Here is a 24,372-nt window from a genome sequence, read left to right as displayed (position 1 = left end):
CGTGGAACGCCTCTAACCGTGCAGACGTTTATGGCAAGAAGGAGAAGCCCCCATGACCGACATTGCCGAGAAAGTTTCGATCACTCACCACGCGCAGGGACAGGGCGGCAAGTACGTCGCCAATGTCGAAGGCGAGGACGCGCAGGGCCACCTTGAATGGGAGCCGCAAACGGGCCTTCCGCAAGAGCAGGTCGCCGCCGATGTGCGCGTGGCGACGCATACGATCGTGCCGCCTGCTATCGGCGGGCGCGGGGTTGCAGGCCTGCTGGTCGAAAGGCTGGTGTCGGATGCGCGCGAAAAGGGCTTCAAGATCGTCCCGCAATGCTCATACGTCGCTAAGAAGTTCGACGAGAACCCCGATTGGGCTGACCTCAAAGCCTAAGCCGTCTGGCTTTCCAGCTGCGAGAAATCGGTCGCGGCAATCGTTTCGAGCACCATGCCACGCAGTTCGCGCGCACGCTCAATCGGCACCCCTCGTATCGAGAAAGTACCACCTGCCTGACCCAAATGGATGGTCGCATAGCCGCGCAGCCGCGCAATCGGACCTTGCGAGATCTCGACCGAGTGCAGCTTGAGCCGCGTCGCGATCTGGCTTTTTGGGGCAAGCACCCCGCGCGTCGACATGATTTGAGCTTCGCCAAGCGCATGGCGCTGGAAACGCCAGGCAAGCGCGTTCGCGACAACAGTCAGGCCAGCGAGCACGAGTGGAATGCCGACTGCGACTTCGACCCACTCAGGCGCGTAAATCGCGGTCGCGATGCCAGCGACCACCGCCCCGATCACGAACCAGATCGATTCGATAATCGTATTGTCGACCAGGTATTTCCCGCTTGCTCGTCGCCAGTCTGCATCCTCACCCGGCAGCCTGAAGCCTGCCGCTTCGACGATGGGGGCAATTTCACTGAGTTTTGCAAACGGGGCGACGACGTGGCTTGATGCGCCCATGTCTTGCGCAAGGCTGACGAAACTCAGGCCGTGCCAACCGAAGCGATATCGTACGAAGCCTGTATTGAGCTTCACACCCTGAACCCGGTGGATCGGCATGACGACGTCGGTCTTGGTGAAGAGCCCGCGCCGGCGGCGGAAGCCGCGCGCGGTGCGTTCGAGCAGAAAATCCCATTCGCGGGTGAAGACGCGGATCATGCCCGTGAGCGAGCCGATGATCAGCAGCACGACGATTCCGGCAATCGCGCCCAGGATCTGCATCGTCGCATCGAGCGCGCTGAGGTCGATGCCGGTCTGATCGATCCAGCCGCGCCAGATGTCGGGATCCCAGAACTCGAAGTCGAACAGGGTGTCGGCATATTGCAGCAGGCCGCCCAGCACGGCGAAAACAGCGAGCGAGAATTCGAACAATCCGAAGGTGAAGAGCCTGCCCGTCCCCATCGTGAAGAGCGGCTCGGCATGCTCTTCGACTGGTTTGGCAGGAGCGCTGTCACCGGAATCGCCGCTCGTCTCGGCGCTTTGTTCGTCGCGCCATTCGCGGACCAGTTGGCGCAGCTCTTCACCGCGCTCCTCGGTGAGATAGGAGAGGCTGAGGTCCTCACCGCCGCCTGCGCCGGTTTCGAACTTGACCGCTACGAGACCGAAGAGGCGCGGGATCAGTTTCTGCTCAAGGCTGACATCCTGAATGCGCTCATACGGGACCGAGCGCGCCGCGCGGCTCAAGATGCCGCTTTCGACCCGGATGTCCTGCCGACCGATTGTGTATGTCAGGCGCTTCCATGCAAGATAGCTGAATGCCGTCCCGATCGCGATGATGGCGAGCGCTGCCGGAATGGCGACCAGCAGGCCGAACCCGCCGGTGCTGAACATGATCGCGGCGACAGGCAGGATCGAGTTCTGAGCGCTCGCCAGGGCGCCCACCATAATGGTTTTGGGATCCGTGTTGCGCGGCTCGTTCATGCGCGCTGGTGCAGGGGCCGGTTCGACCATGTGCGCTTACAGCGTCTCACGCTTGATGTGAGCGCGGATCGTTTCGCGCATTTCGACAGCCAAGGCATGGCCAAGTCCCGGCAACCGGACCGAGGCGTTGTGACTTCCTGCGGTGTGAAGCGTCAGCGTCGCAATATCGAGCGCTCGCTCGATCGGTCCCTGATCTACGTCGATATGCTGAACCCTGCCGAACGGCACGACCGTATCCGAGCGAAACAATATCCCGCGCACCACTCGCAGGCGGTCGCGGCTGATCTGATAGCCGCGCGCATTATAGCGCGCGAGCGGGATGCGGATCGCGATGAACAGCGCAACCAGCACCGCTGGGCCGAGAATGATGCCGGTCGGGAAATCAATTTCCTGGCTAAGCGCCAGCTCAAGCACTGCCGCGCCCCCGATAATCACGAGCGCAACGATAATCGCACCCACTCGCATCAGCAGCTTGTAGTTGGGGTGCAGCTTCGTGAGCTCGCCTTCATCGTCCAGCGGCCCCAATTGCGATTCGAGTTCGGCCTTGGCTTCGGAGGATGCGGCGGGCTTTTCTTCAGCAGACGGACGCGGTGTGTAGGTCGCATCGCGCGGATAGGGTGCGGAGGAGGTGTCCTTGCTCTCAGCCGGGGGAGGAGGCGGAGGAGTTCTGGGCGCATCCCAAGGCTTTGCGCCGCCCTTGTGTCCGAACAATTGCCGCGCGCTGCCCGCGGTCTTGCCGTTCTTGTCGGCGTCGTCCCCACCTGTATCGCTCATGCAACGATAGATGATGAACCCGGCGCGCACACGCAAGGCCAAAAGCGCCTCGCATTCGGTGAACCGTCAGGCAGAGCCGATGAAGAAGGAAGCCACTCGAACCCGCAAGGGTTCGCAAGGCCGACCGGCCGCCCGCAGTCGCCGCGATGCGAATAGCGATGAGGATGAAAGAGGGATGGTGCTGCTGGAGAGAATTGAACTCTCGGCCTCACCCTTACCAAGGGTGCGCTCTACCACTGAGCTACAGCAGCCAACCGAGGCGCGCCCTATTGTCGGGTGCGCGGCGAATGTCAAGCGCGGGCTTGATGAGAGATTGCGTACGGGGCAAGGCGTTTCGCATGAACGACGATACTGGCAAGAAAATGTCGCGAGAAGAGCGCATGGCGGCAAAGCTGCGCGAAAACCTGCGCCGCCGAAAAGCCCAGAGCCGTGAGATGAAAGCCGAATCAGGCGAGAACGGGGTTTCCAAGGACGCGCCTGAGGGCTAACGCGCTGTCTCTTGATGGCGGGCGCAAGGGACCCCGTCTCGCGGGAGCCGACATGCCTAAGTTGATTTTGGTCCGCCACGGCCAGAGCCAGTGGAACCTCGAAAACCGCTTCACGGGGTGGTGGGACGTCGATCTGACCGAAAAGGGTGTGGCCGAAGCCAAGGCCGCGGGGACGCTGATGAAGGAAAAAGGCGTCCTGCCCACGACCTGCTTTACCAGTGTCCAGACCCGCGCGATTAAGACGCTCAACCTGGCATTGGAAGAGATGGGCCGCCTATGGTTGCCGGTTACCAAGGACTGGCGCCTCAATGAGCGGCACTATGGCGGCCTCACGGGGCTCAACAAGCAAGAAACCCGGGACAAGCACGGCGACGAGCAAGTCCACATCTGGCGTCGCAGTTTCGATACGCCGCCCCCTCCGATGGAGCCGGGCAGCGAGTACGACCCCGGCGCGGATCCTCGATACGAAGGGATCGACGTTCCCTATACTGAAAGCCTCAAGCTCACGATCGAGCGCGTGCTGCCTTATTGGGAAAGCGGCATTCTTCCCGTTCTTTCCAGCGGAGAGACAGTCATCATCTCGGCGCACGGCAATTCGCTGCGCGCACTGGTGAAGCACCTCTCGAATATCTCTGATGAGGACATCACCGGGCTGGAGATTCCCACCGGTCAACCGATCGTCTACGAATTCGATGATACGATGACGCCTGGCGAGCGGTATTATCTGAAAGACAGCTGAGGGGCAGAACTCAAGTGGGAGGGAAAGTAGCAATCGTGATGGGTAGCCAGTCGGACTGGCCAACCATGTGCTGCGCGAGCGAGATACTCGACGAACTCGAAGTCGAACACGAGGCGCGGATCGTCTCGGCCCACCGAACGCCAGACCGCATGAGCGCTTTTGCCAAGGGCGCTGAAGGCGAAGGGTTCGACGTCATTATCGCGGGCGCTGGCGGCGCGGCGCACCTTCCCGGAATGATCGCTGCAATGACACACCTTCCCGTGCTCGGCGTGCCCGTTCAGTCCAAGGCGCTGTCCGGAATGGATAGCCTTCTGTCTATCGTGCAAATGCCAGCAGGAATTCCGGTCGGAACCCTCGCAATAGGCGAGGCGGGCGCGAACAATGCGGCGCTAATGGCGGCCGCGATCCTTGCCATCAACGACGAGGAATTGTCCGAGAGGCTGCAAGACTGGCGAGCAGCGCGCAGCAATGCGGTTGCAGAGGCGCCGGAATGAAAGTCGCAACCCCCGGATCGACAATTGGTATCCTTGGCGGAGGCCAGCTTGGCCGGATGCTGACGATGGCGGCAAGCCAGCTAGGCTATCGCTGCATCGGATATGCGCCAGCAGGCGATAATGTTTCAGCCAACCTGTGCGCCGACTTTTTCGAGAACGGCTGGGGCGACACCGCTGCGCTCGCAGCGTTTGCCACCCAGTGCGACGTGGTGACTTGGGAGTTCGAGAACGTCCCTCTCACCGCTGTGAATGCAATGCCGGCAGATCGCCTCGCACCCGGCGCAAAGTCGCTTCAAGTGGCGCAGGACCGACTGACCGAAAAGCGCTTCGTCGAAGAGCTTGGCGCGACGTGTGCGCCTTACATGCGCGTCGAAAGCGATGAGGATTTCCGCCGCGCTCTGGATCGGATCGGAACGCCCGGCATCCTCAAGACCGCGCGCGAAGGCTATGACGGCAAAGGCCAGTGGCGCATTGCGTCTGCGCATGAAGCCGAGGGCGTGCGCTTTCCCGGTCGCCCCTGCGTGTATGAGGGCATGGTCGATTTCGATGCCGAGTTTTCCGTCATTCTCGTTCGCGGACATGACGGCGAGGTGCGTATCTGGGATTCGACCGCCAACACGCACGAAGGCGGCATGCTGGTGCGCTCGACCCTGCCCGCCGGCCCAGCGGTCGAGGCACAGGTCGAGATCGCCCGCGATATTGCACGCCAGACTGCCGACGCTCTGCAATATGTCGGCGTTCTCACGCTTGAGTTCTTCGCAACCAAGCAAGGCCCGGTCTTCAACGAGATGGCTCCGCGAGTGCACAACTCAGGTCACTGGACCATTGAAGGCGCAGCGACGAGCCAGTTCGAAAACCACATCCGCGCCATTTGCGGCCTTCCCCTGGGCGCTACCGAAACCCGCTTCGCCAGCATCGATATGCGCAACATCGTGGGAGAGGATGCGCAATCCGCCCATCAGATCTTGGCAGAAGATGGCGAGCCGCACCTGCACCTCTACGGCAAGCGCGAAGCGCGTGAGGGCCGCAAGATGGGTCATGTCACGCGGGTCAGCCACAAGGCATAATCAGCGCGATGGAAGACTACGAAATTGTCCTGATTTACGCGCGTGCATCCAACGGCGCGATCGGTTTCGAGGGCCGCCTTCCATGGCACATCCCAGCCGACCTCAAACGCTTCAAGGCGCTTACCATGGGCAAGCCGATGATCATGGGCCGCAAGACCTTCGAGAGCCTGCCCGGCCTTCTCCCCGGTCGCCGCCACATCGTCCTGACCCGGCGCGACAGCTGGGACAGTGACGGCGCGGAGCATGTCTGCAGCGTCGATGAGGCGATTGCTACGGCAAAGGACGGGAACGAGACCGGCGAAATCGCGGTCGTCGGCGGATCGGCGATTTACGACGTGTTTCGCCCTGTGGCGCACCGCATCGAAGTCACCGAAATCCATGCCGAGTACAAGGGCGATGTATTCATGAAACCGCTCGGCGCGGAATGGATAGTGGAAGCACGCGAAGACCACGCGGCGGATGGCGAGATGCCAGCCTATTCCTTCGTCACCTATGTTCGCCACGATGAAGAAAGCGCGGAGGAGCACAGCTGATGCGCTGGCTCGACCACCGCGAACAGGTCACGCAGGCGCTGCGCGGCGCGGTTATTGCGCTCGGCAATTTTGACGGATTTCATCGGGGTCATCAGGCGGTGGCGGGTGAAGCGATCCGATGGGCGCATGAAGAAGGTCGTCCTTCGATAATCGCGACCTTCGACCCGCATCCGGTGCGGTTCTTCCGTCCCGATGTGCCACCCTTTCGCCTAACCACGCTCGAACAGCGTCAGGAACTCTACCTTGCCGCCGGAGCGACGGCGATGCTGGTGTTCCACTTCGACGGCGAACTGGCAGGAACGCCAGCCGAGGACTTCATCACCGACATCCTGATCAAGCGTTTTGGCGCTTACGGCGTGGTAATCGGTGGCGATTTCACTTTCGGCAAGGGCGCGAAGGGCAATGTCGATCTTCTGCGCGACTTTGGAAGCCAAAAGGGCCTCAAATCCCGAGTGGTCGAGGCGGTCGAGGGGCACGGCGACGTTGTCTCGTCCAGCCGCGTCCGCGAAGCTTTGCGTGAGGGCAAACCGGAACTGGCGGCAGAATTGCTCACGCGTCCTTTCGCCATTCGCGGGATCGTCGAACACGGCGACAAGAACGGCCGCAAGCTCGGATATCCGACCGCGAACCTCGCGATCGACACCTATCTGCGCCCCAAATACGGCGTCTACGCGGTCACCGGCAAAATCCTCGCGACCGGCCAAGAACTGAAAGGCGCCGCCAATATCGGCATCCGCCCACAGTTCGAACCGCCCAAGGAATTGCTCGAACCCTATTTCTTTGACTTCTCCGGCGACCTTTACGGGCAGGAGATCGAGGTTGCCTTCCACCACTTCCTGCGCGGCGAGGCCAAGTTCGACAGCCTCGATGATCTGATGGTGCAGATGGAGCGCGACTGCGACCGGGCAAGAGAACTGCTGGGATGAAGCGTGTCCTGCGCTGGGGCCTGCTTGCGCTCGCCCTTGCGGTTCTTATCCTTTCGGTCACGAATGCCAGCTGGCTTGCGCCGGTTCCGGTAGGCTCGCCGCAGCTGATCGCTCACCGGGGGATCGCGCAGGATTTCGACCGCGCAGGCGTTGAGCGCGACACCTGCACGGCGACCCGGATCGAGGAGCCCTTCCACGATTATCTCGAAAACACCCGCGAAGGGGTGCTTCGCGCTGACAAGCTGGGCGCGGCCTTTGTCGAGGTTGACGTTGCACCCACCGCCGATGGCGAAGTCATGCTGTTCCACGACTGGACGCTCGATTGCCGCACCGATGGTTCCGGCCCGGTTCGCGAGGCCACCGCTGAGGAGTTGCGCGCTCTCGATATCGGTTATGGCTACAGCGCGGACGGCGGCGAAACCTATCCCTTGCGTGGTAGCGGCCTCGGCAAAATGCCCACGCTGGTCGACGTGGCGCGTGCGCTGCCCCCGCGCGGGCGGTTGATGATCAATTTCAAGTCGGATGATCCGGCAGAGGCCGACCTCGTCGCGGCAAAACTCCTGGAAGCAGGGCGCGACCCCGAAGCCAAGGGCGATGCCTTCTACGGCGCACCAACTGTGATCGGCCGTGTGCGCGAGCTTTATCCCGATGCCTGGGCTTGGAGCCCCGCCGAAGCGCGGACCTGCGCAACCGAGTATCTGGCGCTGGGCTGGAGTGGCTACCTGCCCTCTTCCTGCCGAGGCAAAACCATGGTCATCCCGCTCAATTACCAGTGGCTGTTCTGGGGTTGGCCCGACCGCCTGATCGCCCGGATGGAAGCGCATGGCGGGCGGATCATCGTCACCGGACCATACGTTTCGGGCGAGCCCAACACCGGCCTTACCCTGCCCGAACAACTCACCCAGATCCCCGACAGCTATAACGGCCATATCTGGGTCGAGGACACCTTCAACCTTGCCCCGGCGCTCTACCAGCGCTTCGACAATCGCACCCGAGCCGAGATCGAAGCGGGTCAGGCAGGGCTCGAGCGACGTCGCGCTCGGCAATGAAGGGCGCAATAAGGCTTTCGCACCTGCGCCAGATGTCCTAACGGCTTGCGCCTTATGTCTGACGATAAGCGCGATTACAGAGATACGGTCTTCCTTCCCAAGACCGCGTTCCCGATGAAAGCCGGCCTTCCGCAGAAGGAACCGGGCATTGAGGCACGCTGGCGCGAGATTGGGCTGTACGAGAAATTGCGCGAGGCACGTCGCGGGCGCGAGAAGTTCATCCTTCACGATGGCCCGCCCTACGCCAATGGCGACATGCATATCGGCCATGCGCTCAACCACATCCTCAAGGACATGGTCTGCCGTACGCAGAACCTGATGGGCAAGGATGCTCCCTATGTTCCGGGCTGGGACTGCCACGGCCTGCCGATCGAATGGAAGGTCGAAGAGCAGTACCGCAAGAAGAAGCGCAACAAGAACGAGGTCGAGCCAAAGGAATTCCGCGCCGAATGCCGCGCCTACGCTCAGAAATGGGTCGACACCCAGCGCGAGCAGCTGAAGCGCCTGGGCATCATGGGCGACTGGGACAATCCCTACCTCACGATGGATTTCGAGGCTGAGGGGACGATCGTCGCCGAGCTGATGAAGTTCGCGGAGGCAGGCAACCTCTATCGCGGCTCGAAACCGGTGATGTGGTCCCCGGTCGAGGAAACCGCGCTGGCCGAGGCCGAGGTCGAGTACGAGGACCTCACGGACTCGCCGCAGATCGATGTGGCGTTCGAGATCACTGCGGCTCCGAACTGCAAGACACTCCAAGATCTTCTCGACATAGGCGATACAATGTTCGCCGTGATTTGGACGACCACTCCCTGGACGATCCCAGTCAACCAAGCGCTCGCCTATGGGCCAGAACTCGACTACGTCGCTGTTCACAATTCTAATGGTCCGTTGGTTGTTCTCGCCAAGGATTTGATTGCCGGAGCCGCGTCACGCGGATGGCTTGATGATTCTGACTTGAAGGTAATCTGGGAAGGCAAAGGCTCCGACTTAGCCGGAACCAAGGTCCGGCACCCGATGCATCATCTCGGCGGGTTCTACGCGACACCGCGCCCGATGCTCGCTGGCGATTTCGTCACCACCGATAGCGGCACCGGCATCGTCCACATGTCGCCCGACCACGGCGAGGACGATTTCGATCTGTGCAAGGCGAATGGCATCAACCCCGTTTTCGCGGTGATGGACGACGGGCGCTATCGCGACGACTGGCTCTGGCTTGGCGGCGATGATGACCGCCGCCGCTCCGTCATCAACAAGCCCTTCAACGCGCCCGAAGGTCCGATCTGCTCGGACCTCAGGGAAGCAGGCGCTCTGCTCAGCGCCTCTGCCGATTACGCGCACTCCTACCCGCATTCATGGCGCTCGAAGGCCAAGGTCATCTATCGCTGTACGCCGCAATGGTTTGTGCCGATGGACGATCAGCTTGTAGGCGGCGGTACATTGCGCAGCCGCGCCATGGCGGAAATCGAGCGCGTCGAATTCGTCCCTCCCAAGGGCGAGCGCCGCATCGGTGCGATGGTCGAAGGCCGCCCCGACTGGGTGCTCAGCCGCCAGCGCGCGTGGGGCGTGCCGATCACGCTGTTCGTGAAGCCCGATGGCACCTATCTTCAGGACCCGGACGTGAACGCCCGCGTCGTCGCCGCGATCCGCGAAGAAGGCGTCGATGCATGGGAAGAGGCGCGCAAAGCCGAATTCCTGGGTGATGCGCACAATCCCGACGACTACGAGATGGTCACCGACATTCTCGATGTCTGGTTCGATTCGGGATGCACCCACGCCTTCGTCCTCGAAAGCGGGCGCTGGCCGGACCTGCAATGGCCCGCCAACCTCTATCTCGAAGGCTCCGACCAGCATCGCGGCTGGTTCCAGTCCTCGCTCCTGCAAAGCTGCGCCACACGCGGTCGCGCGCCTTACGATCAGGTGCTGACTCACGGCTTCACGATGGATGCCAAGGGGCGTAAGCAATCCAAGTCGCTCGGCAACACGACCGATCCGGTCAAGATGATGGAGCAGACCGGCGCGGATATCATCCGGCTGTGGGCGCTCAGCGTCGATTTCACCGAGGATCACCGGATCGGTGACGAGATCGTCAAGGGTGTCTCAGACCAATACCGCCGCCTGCGCAACACTTTCCGCTACCTGCTCGGCGCGCTCGACGGGTTCGTCGGCGACATGTCGGACACGGGCGAGATTCCCGAGCTAGAAGTCTACGTCCTTGCGCTGCTCTCCGAGCTCGACGGCAAGCTGCGCAAGGCCGCGACAGAGTACGATTTCAACACCTACACCCGCCTGCTGGTCGATTTCTGCAACGAGGACCTTTCCGCGTTCTTCTTCGATATCCGCAAGGATTCGCTCTATTGCGACGGGCCCAATTCGACCACGCGCAACGCCTATCGCACGGTGCTCGACCTGCTGTTCCACGCGCTGGTCCGCTACGCCGCGCCGGTGTTGGTCTTTACCGCCGAGGAAGTGTGGAAGACCCGCTATCCCGAGGACGACGAGCAGGGCGGCAGCGTCCACCTGCTCGAATGGCCGAGCGTGCCCGCCGTTCCCGCAGACCGTGCTAAATGGACGCAGCTTCGCGCCCTTCGTGAGCGGGTTACCGAAGCAATCGAGCCACTGCGGCGCGAGAAGGTCATCCGCTCAAGCAACGAAGCGGTCGTGACAGTCCCCGCAAGCGCGGTGCCTGAGGGCGTGACCGACGAACAACTCGCCGAACTGTTCATCACCGGGACAGTGACGCGCGGCGATGGAGACGAGGTGATCGTCGCCAAGTCCACCGATGCGAAATGCGGCCGCTGCTGGCGCCTGCTCCCTGACGTGCCCGAAGACGGCGCGCTGTGCGGGCGGTGCGATAGCGTCGTCGCTGAGATGGACAGCGCGGCATGAGCGACCTTTTCACCCGCAACCGGTCGATCGGACTGGCGCTCGCGGCGTTTGTCGCGGGCATCGACCAGGTCATCAAGTGGTACGTGATCGGCCCGCTCAACCTGCGCAGCGTGCGCCATATTGAGCTCATCCCGTTCTTCGACCTCACCTATACCGAGAACCGCGGCATTTCGCTTGGGATGCTGCAGGCGACCAATATGGAGATGCGCTGGCTGCTTGTTGCCATGACCGCTCTGATCGCGCTGGTGGTGCTGGTGTGGATGATGCGCGAGCGTTTGCTTGGCGATATCCTCGGCCTTGGCCTCATTCTGGGTGGAGCGATCGGGAATATCTACGATCGCTATTCGCTGGGCTATGTGATCGACTATGCCGACTTTCACATCGGCACGTTCCGGCCCTTCATGATCTTCAACGTTGCCGATGCCGCTATCACCATCGGCGTCGTCATCATCCTTGCGCGCAGCCTTTTCATGCGCGAAAAGGAAGACAATACGGACACGGATGGCACACCCATCCTACGCGGAGAATAAGTAATGCGTAACCTCAAGACCGCCATCCTGCTCGCCTCCGGCTGTGCAATGCTCGCCGCGTGCGGCGGCGGCGGACTTTTCAACCGCGATCGCCCTGACGAGTTTGCCGTACAGCGTCAGGCTCCGCTGGTGGTTCCGCCCGATTTCTCGCTCACCCCGCCCGCACCCGGCGCGCCGCGCCCGGCAGAAGGCACCGCGTCGGAGCAGGCTCTCGAAGCGCTCTTCGGCGGCCCGGCTCCGCGCAGCGAGATCGAGACGAGCGCAATCGACCGCGCAGGCCAGGCCGCACCGAGCATCCGCTCGCAGATCGGCGATCCCGACACCAACACCGTCGCCAAAGGCCGCGTGACGCGCGACATCATCGCCGCACCCGAAGGTGACGGCGCGACCGCTCAAACGCTTATTCCTGGCTGATCGGGCCCGCCCATCCGGACGAGCCTCGCACGTTTCTAACCGTCTTCGCTTGGATCTTCCGCTCGCTTGCGGACGATGATCTTGTCGATACGGCGGTTGTCCATCTCGACAATTTCGAATTCCCAGCCCTGATCGGTAAAGCTCTCACCGATCAGCGGGAGCTTCTTCATCACTGACAGCGCATAGCCGGCTGCCGTGCCGAACTCGCGGTCTTCGCCGTATTCCAGCCCAAGCCGGTCAGCCAGACCATCAGCCGACAGCGCGCCCGAGACGAGCAGCGATCCGTCGGTGCATTCGATGATCTGCGGTGTGTCGCCCTGATCCTGATCGCTGGCGAATGTGCCGGCGATAGCGGTCAACAGGTCGACCGGAGTAACGATGCCTTCGAAGTGGCCATATTCATCGTGCACGACCGCCATGGCGATCTCTGCCGATTGCAGCACGCGCAGCGCATCCATAGCGTCGAGTTGATCGGGAACGACTTCGGCTTTCTTCGCCATGCCGCGGATCGAGACGGGCTCCTTTGCCACGAGTGCGGCCAGAACTTCGCGCACTTTGACGATCCCGAGGATCGCGTCGGGTGATCCCTCGGCAACCGGAAGCAGCGAGTGCGGGCTGTTGCTGATGGTCGCAAGGACCTGTTCAAGATCGGCATCGGCATCGACCCAGTCGAGCTCGGTGCGCGGGGTCATCAGTTCGCGCACGGGCCGCTCGGCCAGGCGCACGACGCCGGTCAGGATCTGGTGCTGGTCCTGCTCGATCACGCCCGAGCGTGTCGCATCGGCAAAGATCATCTGTAGCTCCTTTGCCGTGAGCGAAGGGCGGCCCTTGGTGCGGATGCCGAACAGCGCGATGATTCCTGCGGACGACTTGTCGAGCAGCCAGACAAGGGGCGCCGCCAGCCGCGCGAGCAAGTCCATGGGACGCGCCATCACGATAGCGATCGGGACAGCTGCTCTCAGGGCGAGCTGCTTGGGCACAAGCTCGCCCACCACGACGCTGAAATAGGTGGTGAGTGCAATAACGCCGACGAAAGCGACCTGGCGCGCGGTATCCTCCGGCACGCCCAAGAGCGCGACCCGTTCGCCAATTGGTGCCTCAAGGCTCGCGCCTGAAAGAGCGCCCGTCACGATCGCGATAAGCGTAATGCCAATCTGTACGGTCGAGAGGAACTTGCCCGGCTCTTCCGCCAGTCGAATAGCGATCCGCGCGGCAATAGAGCCCTCGTCGCTGCGTGCCCGCAGCGCGCTCGTCTTGGCCGAGACTATCGCGAGCTCGGACATGGCAAAAACGCCGTTGAGCACGATGAGCCCAGCTATGAGTATCAGGTCTGACCAGGGAAAAGGTGTCACGCGTTGAGCGCTAGCACAATTGCCACATTGTTCCAGTCCCTGGCTTCACGCGCTTGAAAGTGACCCGAATATTGCACCAAATGCATTCAGCTTGCCGCAAACCTGAGGCGCTCATGCGCGAAAAGGTTGGAACTTCGCCGATGATCACCTGTTACTAGGTCACGGAATATCCAACGCTTGGAGGACTATAATGAAAAAATCACGCATTCTGCTTTCGGCCACCGCAGCTGTCGCACTTCTTGGAACGAGCGCCTGCGTCACGGACCCCAACACCGGTGAGCGCAAGGTTTCACGTACAGCCATCGGTGCAGGCGTCGGCGGTACGCTCGGCTACCTGCTTGGCGGAGTTATCGGCGGCAACACGGCCCGCATCATTGGCGCAGGTATTGGCGGCTCGGCGGGCGCGGTTGTCGGCAAGCAATTCGACGACCAGATCCGCGAACTTGATGAAGAACTCGAAGGCACCGGGGTTGATGTCGAGGAAATCGGCGACCAGGACGCAATTCTCGTTCGCCTGCCCGATGGCGTCACCTTCGCCAGCGGCTCGGCATCGATCAATCCGGGCTTTTACGATTCGCTCGATTCGGTCGCAAACAGCCTGATCCAGTATCCCAACAGCCTGATCGACGTGTACGGCTTTACTGACACGACCGGTTCGGATGCGCTGAACCAGCGATTGTCAGAACAGCGCGCACAGGCTGTCGCAGACTATCTCGCGAGCCGAGGCGTTGCCCGCAGCCGCATGGAAACGCGCGGCTATGGCGAAAGCTATGACTATCTGCGCATCAAGACCGCCGACGGTGTGAACGAGCCGCTGAACCGCAGGGTCGAGATCAAGATCACTCCGATCAGCCAGGATGACGTGAACGCTGCCCGCGGGCAGTAATTCGCGCTGAAACGCTTTTGATAGGGCGGCCCTTGCGGGCCGCCCTTTCTATTTGAGCGCCTTGGCCCGCTCGGCCAGCCTTGCGACCGCAGCGGCATGAATGCCGGGGGCGCTCACCAGCACGCCGAAGTCACGCGGGTCGTGCTTGTTATAGGCGAGCGGGTTGCCAAAGGCGTCCGACACCTGCGCGCCCGCCTCACGCGCGATCAGAGTGGCGGCGGCAATGTCCCACTCAAATCCCCAGCGCAGCGTCGCCAGAAGGTCAGCGCGATTGTCAGCCACCATCGCGATCCGAAGAGCGATCGAATTGGGTTTCTCAACCGCGACGAGGTCGGAATCGGCGCTTGGCAACTGGTCGGTAGGAACGCGCGCTCCTGAGAACTCCTTGCGCGTGCTGGCTTTCAACGGTTCGCCATTGAGCGTCGAGCCACGTCCGGCGAACGAAAACCACTCTTCCTCGCGCGCAGGCGCTGAAAGCATCCCGATAAGCGGTTTGCCGGAGCTGATCAGCGCGACAGAGACTGACCACCCGGCACGCCCACGCACATAATCGCGCGTCCCGTCGATCGGGTCGACCAACCAGATGAGATCGCTTCGGGTGCGAATCTTGTCGTCCGCCGTCTCCTCGGACAGCCACGCCGCGGCAGGCAACAACTTGCCCAATTCACGGCGCAAAAACGCATCGACCGCGAGGTCGGCTTCGCTGACCGGATTGCCCGGTGATTTCTCCCAGGTTTCGCATTCGTTGCCCGCGCCCGGCCAGCGGTCGAACGCGATGCGGCCCGCCTCGCGGACGATGTCTTGAAATGCTGCCTGATCAATCATTGTGCGACTTTCGTAGGATGCGCCCTCGTGACGGCACCGCGGGCACTTTTCAAGTGCTCCAATCCATGCTTATGCGCTGCGCAAGAACCTCCTCCCCCATACCGATACGAGTCAAAAGGGATCACGCGCTCATGAACGTCCACGAATATCAGGCCAAGGAACTGCTCAAGGAACACGGAATTGCCGTTCCTGACGGGCACGCGGCACTCAGTGTCGAAGAAGCGGTTGCCGCTGCCAAGAAGCTTCCGGGTCCGCTCTACGTGGTCAAGGCGCAGATTCACGCCGGCGGACGCGGCAAGGGTAAGTTCAAGGAACTCCCCGAGGACGCAAAGGGCGGCGTGCGCCTCGCCAAGAGCATTGAGGAAGTTGAAGCCAACGCCAAGGAAATGTTCGGCAACACGCTCGTGACCGTGCAGACCGGCGCTGAAGGCAAGCAGGTCAACCGCCTCTACGTCACCGACGGCGTCGACATCGCCAAGGAATATTACTTCTCGCTTCTCGTCGATCGTGCATCGGGCCAGGTTGCCATGGTCGTCTCGACCGAAGGCGGCATGGATATTGAAGCGGTCGCGCACGACACGCCCGAGAAAATCGTCACCATCACGATTGACCCCGCGCAGGGCTTCATGCCGCACCATGGCCGCGCGGTCGCATTCGGCCTCAAGCTCACCGGCGACCTCAACAAGCAGGCACAGAAGCTCGCGAAGAAGCTTTACGACGCCTTCATGGCAACCGATTCGGAGATGCTCGAGATTAACCCGCTGGTCGAAACCGAAGATGGCCAGCTGCTCGTGCTCGACGCGAAGATGAGCTTTGACGGCAATGCGCTGTTCCGTCACCCCGACATCGAAGCGATGCGCGACGAGACCGAAGAAGATCCGGCCGAAGTCGAAGCGAGCGAATACGACCTTGCCTACATCAAGCTCGACGGAAACATCGGCTGCATGGTCAACGGCGCAGGCCTTGCAATGGCGACGATGGACATCATCAAGCTGAACGGCGCCTTCCCCGCAAACTTCCTCGACGTGGGCGGCGGCGCCACCACGGAGAAGGTGACGGCAGCGTTCAAGATCATCCTCAAGGACCCGGCGGTCGAGGGTATCCTCGTCAACATCTTTGGCGGCATCATGCGCTGCGACACCATTGCGGAAGGCATCGTGATCGCGGCAAAGGAAGTCGACCTGAGCGTTCCGCTGGTGGTGCGCCTCGAAGGCACCAACGTCGAGAAGGGCAAGGAAATCCTCGCCAATTCGGGCCTTCCGATTGTCCCGGCTGACGATCTTGGCGATGCAGCCAAAAAGATCGTCGCAGAGGTCAAGCAGGCGGCGTGACGTAGTGCGCGGGCCCATCCGGGCCCGCGTCCTCGCTAGACGCGCGGCACGTCGCGCCGCTGTGGTCGGGCAGTCGCCCTTACGGTGGCTTTGCGACCGATTGGCGTATTGCGCCTACATTGCTTCGAATGTGAACAGCAGTTCGTTGCCGGACTGCATTCGCACTGCTGCCACCAATCCTTCGCCCGGTGCCTCGGCGTCCGCACATCTCAGCGTCAGCGCGTGAAAGTATGCCGCGCATTCTTCCATCGCGACCAGGCGAAATGTCAGCATGCCGTCCTTTTCCTCCCACCCAGTGAGGTCGGCATTGAAGTGCTTGAGGCGCAGGACCAGCGTGCCCTCTTCCTCCATCAGGTAGAGGTGCTCGGTAAACTGGATACCGCCATCTTCGTTCTGCTGAACGAATGTGCCGACCATCGTGCCGCCGCTGGGAGGCAGCCAGCTCTCCATGGCAGGTGCGCCGCCGATCCCGTCGCCAACCCACTGCCCTACCAGCCAGTCCATCTGTTCGAGCGTTGCGGCAGGCGATTCGGAACCTTCGTCACCCAACCGGGTTTCCATGGTCGAGTCCTGAGCCAAACCCGCTCCGGCCAGCAATCCCGCCACCAAGAAGCTTCCAAACAGGCGTCCAATTGCAAACACTGCACTGTCTCCTCGCGATTACCCTCCCCCTGATGCAACTCGAAAGCAAGCAGCATCAAATAGGAGGTTGACGCAGGTAAGACGGAGCGCGAGACCCCAATTCGACACAAGGAACGAAAAAGATTTGATGGGCCTCTTGCTTGACGTTTACGTAAACGCAAGCTAGCTCGGCGCCATCGAATTCGCACAGCCAAATCCGCACACCGATCCGAAGTGAGCGGACAAAGGGAAGGAACAAGACCCATGAAAATCCTCGTCCCCGTCAAGCGGGTGATCGACTACAACGTGAAGCCGCGCGTGAAGCCCGATGGCTCCGGCGTAGACCTCGCCAACGTCAAGATGAGCATGAACCCGTTTGACGAGATCGCAGTCGAAGAAGCGATCCGGATCAAGGAAGCGGGCAAGGCCGAGGAAATCGTGGCTGTCTCGATTGGCCCGGCAAAGGCGCAGGAAACGCTGCGCACTGCGCTCGCCATGGGTGCTGACCGCGCGATCCTTGTGGAGACCGATGAAGAGGTCGAGCCGCTCGCCGTTGCCAAGATCCTCAAAGCCATCGCTGACGAAGAGCAGCCCGGACTCGTACTCCTCGGCAAGCAGTCGATCAGCGACGACAGCAACCAGACCGGCCAGATGCTCGCAGCTCTCATGGGTCGCCCGCAGGGTACCTTTGCGAACACCGTCGAAGTCGACGGCGACAGCGTCATCGTGAAGCGTGAGGTCGACGGCGGCCTTGAAACGGTCAAGCTGACCACGCCAGCGATCGTCACCACCGATCTTCGCCTGAACGAGCCGCGTTACGCTTCGCTGCCGAACATCATGAAAGCGAAGAAGAAGCCGCTCGATACAAAAGCACCGGCCGACTACGGCGTCGACATCGCACCGCGTCTTACCACCACCAATGTCAGCGAACCGCCGGTTCGCCAGGCCGGTGAAAAGGTGGAAGACGTCGCCGCGCTCGTCGCCAAGATCAAGGAGCTGGGGATCGCCTAAGCGGCCCGGCTAAGGAGAAGGATAGACACAATGAACACTCTGGTTCTGGTCGAACACGACAACACTTCCGTCAACGACGCGACGCTCGCAGTGGTTACCGCTGCTGGCAAGCTGGGCGAAGTCACCGCTCTGGTAGCTGGCAGCAACTGCGCTGGCGCTGCCGAAGCTGCTGCCAAGATCGCTGGCGTATCGAAGGTCCTCAAGGCCGACGACGCAGCCTACGGCGAAGGCCTTGCTGAAAACGTCGCTCCGCTGGTGGCTGGCATCATGGAAGGCTACGACGCATTCCTCGCGCCTGCGACCACTTCGGGCAAGAACATCGCCCCGCGCGTTGCTGCCCTGCTCGACGTGATGCAGATTTCGGACATTCTCTCGGTCGAAGGCCCCAAGACCTTCACCCGTCCGATTTACGCGGGCAACGCAATCGCAACTGTCGAATCGAGCGATTCCAAGCTCGTCATCACCGTTCGCGGCACCGCCTTTGAAAAGGCCGCTGCTGAAGGTGGTTCGGCTTCGGTCGAAGACGTCGCAGGTCCGGGCGATGCTGGCATCTCCAGCTTCGTCAGCCGCGAAGTCGCCGATGGCGGCGACCGCCCCGAACTGACCAGCGCAAAGGTCATCGTTTCAGGTGGCCGCGCTCTCAAGGACGGCGAGACCTTCGAACAGATCATCAACCCGCTCGCCGACAAGCTTGGCGCAGCCATCGGCGCATCGCGTGCTGCGGTCGATGCAGGCTACGTGCCGAACGATTATCAAGTCGGCCAGACCGGCAAGATCGTGGCTCCCGAAGTCTACATTGCCATCGGCATATCGGGCGCGATCCAGCACCTTGCCGGCATGAAGGACTCCAAGGTCATCATCGCCATCAACAAGGACGAAGACGCACCTATCTTCCAGGTTGCAGACATCGGCCTCGTCGCCGACCTGTTCAACGCTGTTCCGGAAGTGACCGAGGCGCTTTAATCCTCACGTTCTGAAAAACTGAAGTTTATCAAAGCCCTCCGCCGCGCTAACACGCTCGGCGGAGGGTTTTTTCATGCCTCGCCAACTCCGCCATCTGACTTTCAACCTCTGCTGAAGCTCATATGTCAGCCGAACGCGCGATGCCTATGGCGAGCCGATCGATTCCTTCGTCGAATACAGGCAATCATTTTCGTTCCTCTGAGGTTCTTGTTTCGCAGGCCCCGGCTTTGCGCGCAGCGGGTCCGGGCCGACGCTATGTGAGGCCAGCCTTGCGGCGTAAACCAGAGCGTCCCTCAAACTGCTTTCCATCATGGCGGTGCAGCAGGATCGGCAATCTTGCTCATCCTCCGCGCTCATGGGTCGCGACGCGATCTCGGAGAGCAGTGTGAAAAACCTGATCTGATCCTCCTCGGCGAGATAAGGGGATGCCCCTTTCTCGATGAGCGAGAAGTACAGCTCTTCCCGCGGGTTTCGCGACGACCTGTCAGTTTTTGCGTCCTCGATCTGTGCGATGACCATTGCACCTGCGTTCACGATCAGAGTGCATGGCCCGTCCACTGTGACGACGGCGCCATTGATCACCGCTTGGTGGCCGCTGCCAAGGTCAATCCGTTCTGGAGCGCGAGTGTGCATCATACCGGTTACAACGGACCAGGAGCCATGAAGTTGCTCCGCATCAACCCTCAACGCAGTTCTACGGGGCCGGTCACATGAGGCTTGTGATGAAGTGCAGCGTCATCCCTACGAGCCCACCGACCAGCGTACCATTGATGCGAATGAACTGAAGGTCGCGGCCCACTGCGCTTTCGATGCGTCCGGTGATGGTCGTTGCATCCCAGCGTTTCACCGTCTCTGAAACGAGAGTGACGATCTCGCCGCCATAGCGCGTCGCGATGCCAACCAGCGTACGGCGAGCGAAGCGATTGATCTGGAGCTGCAGTCGATGGTCCTGTTTGAGCGCTGCACCAAGATCAGCAAGCCCGTTGCGCATCTCCGCACCCAGCTCGCTGTCGGGATCGCGCGCCCGGCGGATGAGCGATTGGCGGATACGCTCCCAGACGCCCAGCCACCACTCAGCCACAGCCGGGTTTTCGAGCAGGTCGCGCTTCATATCCTCGACCCGCGCGCGGGTTTCGAAATCGTGCTGAAGGTCCTGAGCCAGCTTTTCGAGGCCCTCTTCCATCTTGCCGCGAAGCGGGTGCTCGGGATCGACCAGCACTTCTGCCAAGAGCTTGTAGAGGCCATCGAGAACATTGCCCGAGATCGTCTTGTCGAGCCCGGCCCAGCGAAGGACACCGGCGACCCGGTTGTGAATGATATCACGGACCGTGTCCTCGTTGTCCTCAAGCGTCAGGCCGGCCCAGCGGATCAGCCCGTTGATGAGCGGCAAGTGCCGATTGTCGGTCATCGCGTTTTCAAGCATCCGCCCGGCGAGCGGGGAGACATCAAGCTTCGCCAATTGCGCTCCAAGTCCCGAGCGCACCTGATTGCCGAGCCTGTCAGGATCAAGCGATTCGAGCACTTCGGCGAGCAGTTCCGCAGCGCCGCCGGTGATGCGCGAGCGCGTGTCCTCACCGTTGCGATCAGGGCTCTCGACCAGAAAATCCCCGACCGCGCGCGCGACGTTCATCCCCGCCATGCGCCTTGCGACCACGGCGGGCGTCAGGAAGTTCTCCTGAAGGAACTGCGCCATCGTATCGGCGATGCGGTCCTTGTTGGACGGGATGATCGCGGTGTGCGGGATCGGCAAGCCGAGCGGGTGGCGGAACAGCGCAGTTACCGCGAACCAGTCGGCCAATCCGCCCACCATCGCTGCTTCGGCAAAGGCGTTGACGTAGCCCCAGGCCGGGTGGCCCGTGACCGCCAACGCGTGGGTCGAGAAGAACAGCACGGCCATTGCCGCCAGCAACCCGGTCGCGGTCCAGCGCATCCGGCGCGCGCGGTCGGCGGTCAGCGGTTCTCCGCCGAACATCAAGGGTATAGGGCGCGGTGTGCTTGCCATTTCGGCGCCTACTAGCCTGAAAGAGCGCGGCGCGCCACGCCCTCCCTGCATGCTGTGCGATTACTCAGCAGGCTCGGCTCCCGGGCGGTGCTGGCCGGGGAACGGCAGGTCGGGCTTGGGAGCGCCGTGTTCGCCGCGAACAGGCTGACCGTCGTCGCCGGGTTTGTAGGTGAGCAGACGCTCGCGCAGCCACGGCCCGGCACGGCGCTCGAACCCGTCAGCAAGGCTGAAGCCTGCCGGGACGATGACCAAAGTGAGCAGCGTCGACATGATAAGGCCGCCGATCACCACCACGCCCATGGGCTGACGCCAGGCACCATCGCCGCTCAGCGATAGCGCCACAGGGACCATTCCTGCGGTCATGGCAACCGTGGTCATCACGATCGGCTGTGCACGCTTGTGCCCGGCTTCCATGATCGCTTCGAGCTTGTCGGTGCCACGCTCCATCTCTTCGATTGCAAAGTCGATCAGCAGGATCGAGTTTTTCGAGACGATGCCAAGCAGCAGCAGGATACCGATATAGACCGGCATCGACTGCGCGAAGCCCGACAGCCACACCAGCAGGATGCCTCCGAGCGGTGCGAGCGCCAGCGACGTCATGTTGACGAGCGGGCTCATCAGACGCTTGTAGAGCAGGACCAGGCAGGCAAAGACCAGCAGGACGCCGGCGATGATCGCGATGACGAGGTTCTGCTGGAGCTCCTGCTGCCAGACGTCTTCGCCAACGACATCGCGGATCACGCCGGTCGGCAGGTTCTTCAAGACCGGCAGCTGGTCGACCTCGGCCTGCGCCTCGCCCTTGATCACGCCGGAGGCGAGGTCGGCGCCCACCAGAACGCGGCGGTTCTGGTTGTAACGCTGGATCGCGGTCGGGCCCGAACCGAAGGAGATTTCCGCCACGCGCGAGAGCGGGACAGTTCCACCATTCGCGGTTGGCACCGGCAGGTTCTCAATCGTGGTCAACTCGCCGCGCGCATCCTCGGACAGCTTCACGCGGATCGGGATCTGGCGATCCGATAGCGAGAAGCGCGCCGCGTTCTGCTCGATCTCACCCAAGGTCGCGATGCGGATCGTCTGCGAAAGCGCGATCGTGCTTACGCCCAGTTCGGCGGCGATCTGTTCGCGCGGTGTGATGATGATCTCGGGCCGGTTGAGGTCGGCGCTGATCCGCGGTGCGACCAGCGTGTCTAGCCCGCGCATCTGTTCAACGAGAGTCGCAGCCGTCTGTTCGAGCAATTCGGGGTCGGATCCAGCAAGCATGACGGTAAGGTCGCGACCCGAGCCAAAGCCGCCGCTCTGCGAACGGAAACGCACGCGCGCATCGGCGATCTGGGCGAGTTGCGGTGCTAGGTTTCGCTCAAACTCGATCGAGGAGAGCTCGCGGTCGTCCCTCAGCTTGATGAAGATGGTCGAATTGCCGACGCGAATGCGCTGCAAAGTGCGTTCGACATCGGGCTGTACGCGGAGCAGCGCGTCGACACGGTCGGACACGCCCTTTGTCGTTGCGAGCGTCGTTCCGGGGACCATTTCGATCTCAACCGTCGAGTTTTCGTCGTCGATGGTTGGCTGGAAGGCTGCCGGGATCTGGCCGAACAGCAGGATGGTCACGAGGAACGAGAACCAACCCACGCCAAGCATCCAGACACGGTGATCGTAGAAGCGCGCCGTCATCCACTTGACGCCCCGGCCGAACGCGCCGCCGGCCCTTCCGAGAAGCTCGACCAGCTTGAGAGCTGCAAAGCCGGCCACGAAAGCGAGCACCGACATAAACAGCACGAGGACGACTTCGAAGACCTTCGCGACAAACTTGTAGAGCGTCGAGTTCATATCGTCCGAGAACGCCTCAGCAGCACGCGTTGGGATCTCAAGTCCTGCGATGAGGCCGTAGCCCTGGAACAAGGTCATTGCGCTGACGACCAGCAGCAGCATTACGGTCAGGAACAATGCGATCGAATACACCCAGCGGTTGCGCGGGCTTTCCAGCCCTTCGCGGCGGTTGCGCATCTTGCCGCGATCAAGCGTCCAGCCGAGCACCGCCATGTAGCGGTCCATCATCGGGCCCTCGCCATGCGCGCCGTGACCCTTCGCCTTGAGGAAGTAGGCCGCCATAAGCGGCGTCACCATTCGGGCGACAGCCAGCGACATGAGCACCGCGACCACCACAGTCAGACCGAAGTTCTGGAAGAACTGGCCCGAGATGCCAGGCATCAGGCCCACAGGCAGGAAGACAGCGACGATACAGAAGCTGGTGGCCACAACCGGCAGACCAATCTCGTCAGCGGCGTCGATACTCGCCTGATAGGCAGTTTTGCCCATGCGCATGTGGCGCACGATGTTCTCGATCTCCACGATCGCGTCATCGACCAACACGCCCGCCACCAGCGCAAGCGCAAGGAGCGAGAGGAAGTTCAGGTTGAAACCCATCAGGTCCATGAAGAAGAAGGTCGGGATCGCTGAAAGCGGGATCGCAACTGCGCTGATGAACGTAGCGCGCCAATCGCGAAGGAACAGGAACACGACCACGATCGCCAGAACAGCGCCCTCGATCAGCGCCGAGATCGAGCTCTTGTACTGGTCTTCTGTGTATTTGGTGCTGGTGAACATGCGGATGAAGCGGACGCCAGCGGTCTCCGCCTCGATCTTGTCCATTTCAGCAACGGCGGCTTCGTAGACGGCAAGGTCCGAGAAGCCGCGTCCGCGGTTCATGTAGAAGTTTACGACTTCGCGGTCGCCCACTTCGCTGATCGAGCCGCGTTCACCGAATCCATCGCGCACGGTTGCGACATCCGAAAGGCGCACTGTGCGTCCGCCGCCAAGCTGGATCTGGCGCTGCGAGAGTTCGAATGCGCTGTCATTGTTGCCAAGGACGCGCAGCGACTGACGCGTGCCACCGACTTCGGCGAGGCCGCCAGCAGCATCGAGGTTTTCGCTGCGCAGAACGCCGTTGATCTGCGATGCAGTGACGCCGAGCGCCTGCATCTTGGCAGGGTCGAGGATCACTTCGATCTCGCGATCGACACCGCCGAAGCGGCCAACCTCGGCCATGCCTTCGATCTGGAGCAGACGCTTTGCGACCGTGTCGTCGATGAACCAGCTGAGTTCCTCGATCGTCATGTCGTCGGCTTCAACCGCGACATAGCCGATCGCGTCGCCGGTCACGTCGACCTTGCCGATGCGCGGCTCGAGAATGCCGTCAGGCAGGCTGGCGCGCACGCCATTCACGGCGGTTTCGACCTCGTTGACCGCCTCGATGATGTCGGTGCCGACTTCGAATTCGACAAACGTGCTGGAGTTGCCCTCGCTCGCGGTCGACTGGATCGAGTTGACGCCGTTGATCGACCGCAGCGCGCTTTCGACGCGCTGCGTGATCTGGTTTTCGATCTCGGTCGGTGCAGCGCCGGGCTGCGAGATGTTGACCGTAACCGCCGGGAATTCGACATCCGGGTTGTTGGTAACATCCATGCGGCTGAAGCTGACGATGCCGGCAAGGAGCAGCGCGGTGAACAGCACGAGCGGGATCACTGGGTTGCGGATCGACCAGGCCGAGAGATTGCGAAAATTCATATCGTTTCTGCC

General features: G+C 61.8%; 23 protein-coding genes and 1 tRNA gene. 15 read left to right on the top strand and 9 right to left on the bottom strand.

Features of this window, described 5'->3' with window-relative positions:
• Positions 1-52: 52 nt before the first annotated feature.
• Entirely contained in the window at positions 53-382 is a 330-nt protein-coding gene (locus AC0V6T_RS14920; protein WP_007165621.1) for a GNAT family N-acetyltransferase, read from the top strand.
• Here AC0V6T_RS14920 and AC0V6T_RS14915 read toward each other — a convergent pair.
• The 3 genes from AC0V6T_RS14915 to AC0V6T_RS14905 all read right to left on the bottom strand — a co-directional run bounded on the left by AC0V6T_RS14915 (position 379) and on the right by AC0V6T_RS14905 (position 2,930).
• On the bottom strand, positions 379-1,935 hold the full coding sequence (locus tag AC0V6T_RS14915) for a PH domain-containing protein (RefSeq protein WP_486128144.1): 1,557 nt from the start codon (positions 1,933-1,935) through the stop codon (positions 379-381). The two genes, AC0V6T_RS14920 and AC0V6T_RS14915, sit on opposite strands and share 4 nt — an antisense overlap.
• Positions 1,936-1,941: 6 nt before the next feature.
• Positions 1,942-2,679, bottom strand: coding sequence for a PH domain-containing protein (locus tag AC0V6T_RS14910; RefSeq protein WP_241761216.1), 738 nt, complete (start codon positions 2,677-2,679; stop codon positions 1,942-1,944).
• Between the two features lie 176 nt (positions 2,680-2,855).
• Positions 2,856-2,930 (bottom strand) — tRNA-Thr (locus AC0V6T_RS14905).
• 87 nt (positions 2,931-3,017) lie between these two features.
• Between AC0V6T_RS14905 and AC0V6T_RS14900 the strand changes: the two genes are divergently transcribed.
• Genes AC0V6T_RS14900 through AC0V6T_RS14855 form a run of 10 tightly spaced genes read left to right on the top strand, consistent with a single transcriptional unit; the run spans position 3,018 to position 11,805 of the window.
• A complete protein-coding gene (locus AC0V6T_RS14900; protein WP_007165624.1) occupies positions 3,018-3,167 on the top strand; it encodes a hypothetical protein in 150 nt (49 codons plus the stop codon).
• 52 nt (positions 3,168-3,219) lie between these two features.
• Positions 3,220-3,906: a 2,3-diphosphoglycerate-dependent phosphoglycerate mutase gene (gpmA, locus tag AC0V6T_RS14895; RefSeq protein WP_486128141.1), complete on the top strand. Its 687-nt coding sequence runs from the start codon at positions 3,220-3,222 to the stop codon at positions 3,904-3,906.
• 14 nt (positions 3,907-3,920) lie between these two features.
• Positions 3,921-4,400 (top strand): 5-(carboxyamino)imidazole ribonucleotide mutase, encoded by a 480-nt coding sequence (gene purE / locus AC0V6T_RS14890; protein WP_486128139.1) that lies wholly within the window; start codon positions 3,921-3,923, stop codon positions 4,398-4,400.
• Entirely contained in the window at positions 4,397-5,467 is a 1,071-nt protein-coding gene (locus AC0V6T_RS14885; RefSeq protein ID WP_486128137.1) for a 5-(carboxyamino)imidazole ribonucleotide synthase, read from the top strand. Before purE ends, AC0V6T_RS14885 begins: the two co-directional genes overlap by 4 nt.
• A gap of 8 nt (positions 5,468-5,475) precedes the next feature.
• A complete protein-coding gene (locus tag AC0V6T_RS14880; protein WP_486128135.1) occupies positions 5,476-6,000 on the top strand; it encodes a dihydrofolate reductase in 525 nt (174 codons plus the stop codon).
• Positions 6,000-6,926, top strand: a complete 927-nt coding sequence (locus tag AC0V6T_RS14875) for a bifunctional riboflavin kinase/FAD synthetase (protein ID WP_486128133.1) — start codon at positions 6,000-6,002, stop codon at positions 6,924-6,926. The genes AC0V6T_RS14880 and AC0V6T_RS14875 overlap by 1 nt, the downstream gene beginning before the upstream one ends.
• Positions 6,923-7,975: a glycerophosphodiester phosphodiesterase family protein gene (locus tag AC0V6T_RS14870; protein WP_486128131.1), complete on the top strand. Its 1,053-nt coding sequence runs from the start codon at positions 6,923-6,925 to the stop codon at positions 7,973-7,975. Before AC0V6T_RS14875 ends, AC0V6T_RS14870 begins: the two co-directional genes overlap by 4 nt.
• 54 nt (positions 7,976-8,029) lie before the next feature.
• The gene (ileS, locus tag AC0V6T_RS14865; protein WP_486128129.1) at positions 8,030-10,861 is read left to right on the top strand and encodes an isoleucine--tRNA ligase; all 2,832 of its coding nucleotides are present in this window, start codon (positions 8,030-8,032) and stop codon (positions 10,859-10,861) included.
• Positions 10,858-11,391, top strand: coding sequence for a signal peptidase II (lspA, locus tag AC0V6T_RS14860; RefSeq protein WP_486128127.1), 534 nt, complete (start codon positions 10,858-10,860; stop codon positions 11,389-11,391). Before ileS ends, lspA begins: the two co-directional genes overlap by 4 nt.
• 3 nt (positions 11,392-11,394) lie before the next feature.
• Positions 11,395-11,805, top strand: a complete 411-nt coding sequence (locus tag AC0V6T_RS14855) for a DUF3035 domain-containing protein (RefSeq protein ID WP_007165633.1) — start codon at positions 11,395-11,397, stop codon at positions 11,803-11,805.
• A 35-nt stretch (positions 11,806-11,840) separates the two neighbouring features.
• Here AC0V6T_RS14855 and AC0V6T_RS14850 read toward each other — a convergent pair whose 3' ends face one another.
• Complete coding sequence (locus AC0V6T_RS14850) at positions 11,841-13,157, bottom strand: hemolysin family protein (protein WP_486128125.1); 1,317 nt, start codon at positions 13,155-13,157, stop codon at positions 11,841-11,843.
• Positions 13,158-13,347: 190 nt separating this feature from the next.
• Here AC0V6T_RS14850 and AC0V6T_RS14845 point away from each other — a divergent pair, with 190 nt between their 5' ends.
• The gene (locus AC0V6T_RS14845) at positions 13,348-14,043 is read left to right on the top strand and encodes a YiaD family glycine zipper/OmpA-like lipoprotein (RefSeq protein WP_486128123.1); all 696 of its coding nucleotides are present in this window, start codon (positions 13,348-13,350) and stop codon (positions 14,041-14,043) included.
• Positions 14,044-14,091: 48 nt separating this feature from the next.
• Here AC0V6T_RS14845 and AC0V6T_RS14840 read toward each other — a convergent pair whose 3' ends face one another.
• Positions 14,092-14,868 carry a 3'(2'),5'-bisphosphate nucleotidase CysQ gene (locus AC0V6T_RS14840; RefSeq protein ID WP_007165636.1) on the bottom strand — a complete coding sequence of 259 codons (777 nt, stop codon included), beginning with the start codon at positions 14,866-14,868 and terminating at the stop codon, positions 14,092-14,094.
• A gap of 131 nt (positions 14,869-14,999) precedes the next feature.
• On the opposite strand from AC0V6T_RS14840, the gene sucC reads away from it, so the two are divergent.
• Positions 15,000-16,199 carry an ADP-forming succinate--CoA ligase subunit beta gene (sucC, locus tag AC0V6T_RS14835; RefSeq protein ID WP_486128121.1) on the top strand — a complete coding sequence of 400 codons (1,200 nt, stop codon included), beginning with the start codon at positions 15,000-15,002 and terminating at the stop codon, positions 16,197-16,199.
• A 114-nt stretch (positions 16,200-16,313) separates the two neighbouring features.
• Here the strand turns inward: sucC and AC0V6T_RS14830 are convergent, their stop codons facing one another.
• Positions 16,314-16,760: a DUF6265 family protein gene (locus AC0V6T_RS14830; RefSeq protein ID WP_486128119.1), complete on the bottom strand. Its 447-nt coding sequence runs from the start codon at positions 16,758-16,760 to the stop codon at positions 16,314-16,316.
• A gap of 324 nt (positions 16,761-17,084) precedes the next feature.
• Between AC0V6T_RS14830 and AC0V6T_RS14825 the strand changes: the two genes are divergently transcribed.
• Both AC0V6T_RS14825 and AC0V6T_RS14820 read left to right on the top strand, forming a co-directional pair.
• Positions 17,085-17,831, top strand: a complete 747-nt coding sequence (locus tag AC0V6T_RS14825) for an electron transfer flavoprotein subunit beta/FixA family protein (RefSeq protein ID WP_486128117.1) — start codon at positions 17,085-17,087, stop codon at positions 17,829-17,831.
• A 30-nt stretch (positions 17,832-17,861) separates the two neighbouring features.
• Positions 17,862-18,794, top strand: a complete 933-nt coding sequence (locus AC0V6T_RS14820) for an electron transfer flavoprotein subunit alpha/FixB family protein (protein WP_486128115.1) — start codon at positions 17,862-17,864, stop codon at positions 18,792-18,794.
• A 144-nt stretch (positions 18,795-18,938) separates the two neighbouring features.
• Here AC0V6T_RS14820 and AC0V6T_RS14815 read toward each other — a convergent pair whose 3' ends face one another.
• The 3 genes from AC0V6T_RS14815 to AC0V6T_RS14805 all read right to left on the bottom strand — a co-directional run bounded on the left by AC0V6T_RS14815 (position 18,939) and on the right by AC0V6T_RS14805 (position 24,360).
• Positions 18,939-19,313: a hypothetical protein gene (locus AC0V6T_RS14815; RefSeq protein ID WP_486128113.1), complete on the bottom strand. Its 375-nt coding sequence runs from the start codon at positions 19,311-19,313 to the stop codon at positions 18,939-18,941.
• A gap of 187 nt (positions 19,314-19,500) precedes the next feature.
• Complete coding sequence (locus tag AC0V6T_RS14810; protein ID WP_007165642.1) at positions 19,501-20,766, bottom strand: DUF445 domain-containing protein; 1,266 nt, start codon at positions 20,764-20,766, stop codon at positions 19,501-19,503.
• Between the two features lie 90 nt (positions 20,767-20,856).
• Positions 20,857-24,360 carry an efflux RND transporter permease subunit gene (locus tag AC0V6T_RS14805; RefSeq protein WP_486128111.1) on the bottom strand — a complete coding sequence of 1,168 codons (3,504 nt, stop codon included), beginning with the start codon at positions 24,358-24,360 and terminating at the stop codon, positions 20,857-20,859.
• Positions 24,361-24,372 lie beyond the last annotated feature (12 nt).

Source organism: Erythrobacter sp. S158 (assembly GCF_057364915.1).
The sequence above is the reverse complement of the archived record's forward strand: the minus strand, read 5'-3'. Positions and strand labels throughout refer to the sequence as shown.

Coding starts and splice junctions, on each gene's coding strand:
- AC0V6T_RS14855 (WP_007165633.1), top strand. CDS start 11,395: ATGCGTAACCTCAAGACCGCCATCCTGCTCGCCTCCGGCTGTGCAATG.
- AC0V6T_RS14885 (WP_486128137.1), top strand. CDS start 4,397: ATGAAAGTCGCAACCCCCGGATCGACAATTGGTATCCTTGGCGGAGGC.
- sucC (WP_486128121.1), top strand. CDS start 15,000: ATGAACGTCCACGAATATCAGGCCAAGGAACTGCTCAAGGAACACGGA.
- AC0V6T_RS14920 (WP_007165621.1), top strand. CDS start 53: ATGACCGACATTGCCGAGAAAGTTTCGATCACTCACCACGCGCAGGGA.
- AC0V6T_RS14815 (WP_486128113.1), bottom strand. CDS start 19,313: ATGGTCATCGCACAGATCGAGGACGCAAAAACTGACAGGTCGTCGCGA.
- AC0V6T_RS14915 (WP_486128144.1), bottom strand. CDS start 1,935: ATGGTCGAACCGGCCCCTGCACCAGCGCGCATGAACGAGCCGCGCAAC.
- gpmA (WP_486128141.1), top strand. CDS start 3,220: ATGCCTAAGTTGATTTTGGTCCGCCACGGCCAGAGCCAGTGGAACCTC.
- AC0V6T_RS14805 (WP_486128111.1), bottom strand. CDS start 24,360: ATGAATTTTCGCAATCTCTCGGCCTGGTCGATCCGCAACCCAGTGATC.
- AC0V6T_RS14870 (WP_486128131.1), top strand. CDS start 6,923: ATGAAGCGTGTCCTGCGCTGGGGCCTGCTTGCGCTCGCCCTTGCGGTT.
- AC0V6T_RS14830 (WP_486128119.1), bottom strand. CDS start 16,760: ATGGAAACCCGGTTGGGTGACGAAGGTTCCGAATCGCCTGCCGCAACG.
- AC0V6T_RS14910 (WP_241761216.1), bottom strand. CDS start 2,679: ATGAGCGATACAGGTGGGGACGACGCCGACAAGAACGGCAAGACCGCG.
- AC0V6T_RS14880 (WP_486128135.1), top strand. CDS start 5,476: ATGGAAGACTACGAAATTGTCCTGATTTACGCGCGTGCATCCAACGGC.
- ileS (WP_486128129.1), top strand. CDS start 8,030: ATGTCTGACGATAAGCGCGATTACAGAGATACGGTCTTCCTTCCCAAG.
- AC0V6T_RS14820 (WP_486128115.1), top strand. CDS start 17,862: ATGAACACTCTGGTTCTGGTCGAACACGACAACACTTCCGTCAACGAC.
- AC0V6T_RS14875 (WP_486128133.1), top strand. CDS start 6,000: ATGCGCTGGCTCGACCACCGCGAACAGGTCACGCAGGCGCTGCGCGGC.
- AC0V6T_RS14900 (WP_007165624.1), top strand. CDS start 3,018: ATGAACGACGATACTGGCAAGAAAATGTCGCGAGAAGAGCGCATGGCG.
- AC0V6T_RS14840 (WP_007165636.1), bottom strand. CDS start 14,868: ATGATTGATCAGGCAGCATTTCAAGACATCGTCCGCGAGGCGGGCCGC.
- lspA (WP_486128127.1), top strand. CDS start 10,858: ATGAGCGACCTTTTCACCCGCAACCGGTCGATCGGACTGGCGCTCGCG.
- AC0V6T_RS14845 (WP_486128123.1), top strand. CDS start 13,348: ATGAAAAAATCACGCATTCTGCTTTCGGCCACCGCAGCTGTCGCACTT.
- AC0V6T_RS14810 (WP_007165642.1), bottom strand. CDS start 20,766: ATGTTCGGCGGAGAACCGCTGACCGCCGACCGCGCGCGCCGGATGCGC.
- AC0V6T_RS14825 (WP_486128117.1), top strand. CDS start 17,085: ATGAAAATCCTCGTCCCCGTCAAGCGGGTGATCGACTACAACGTGAAG.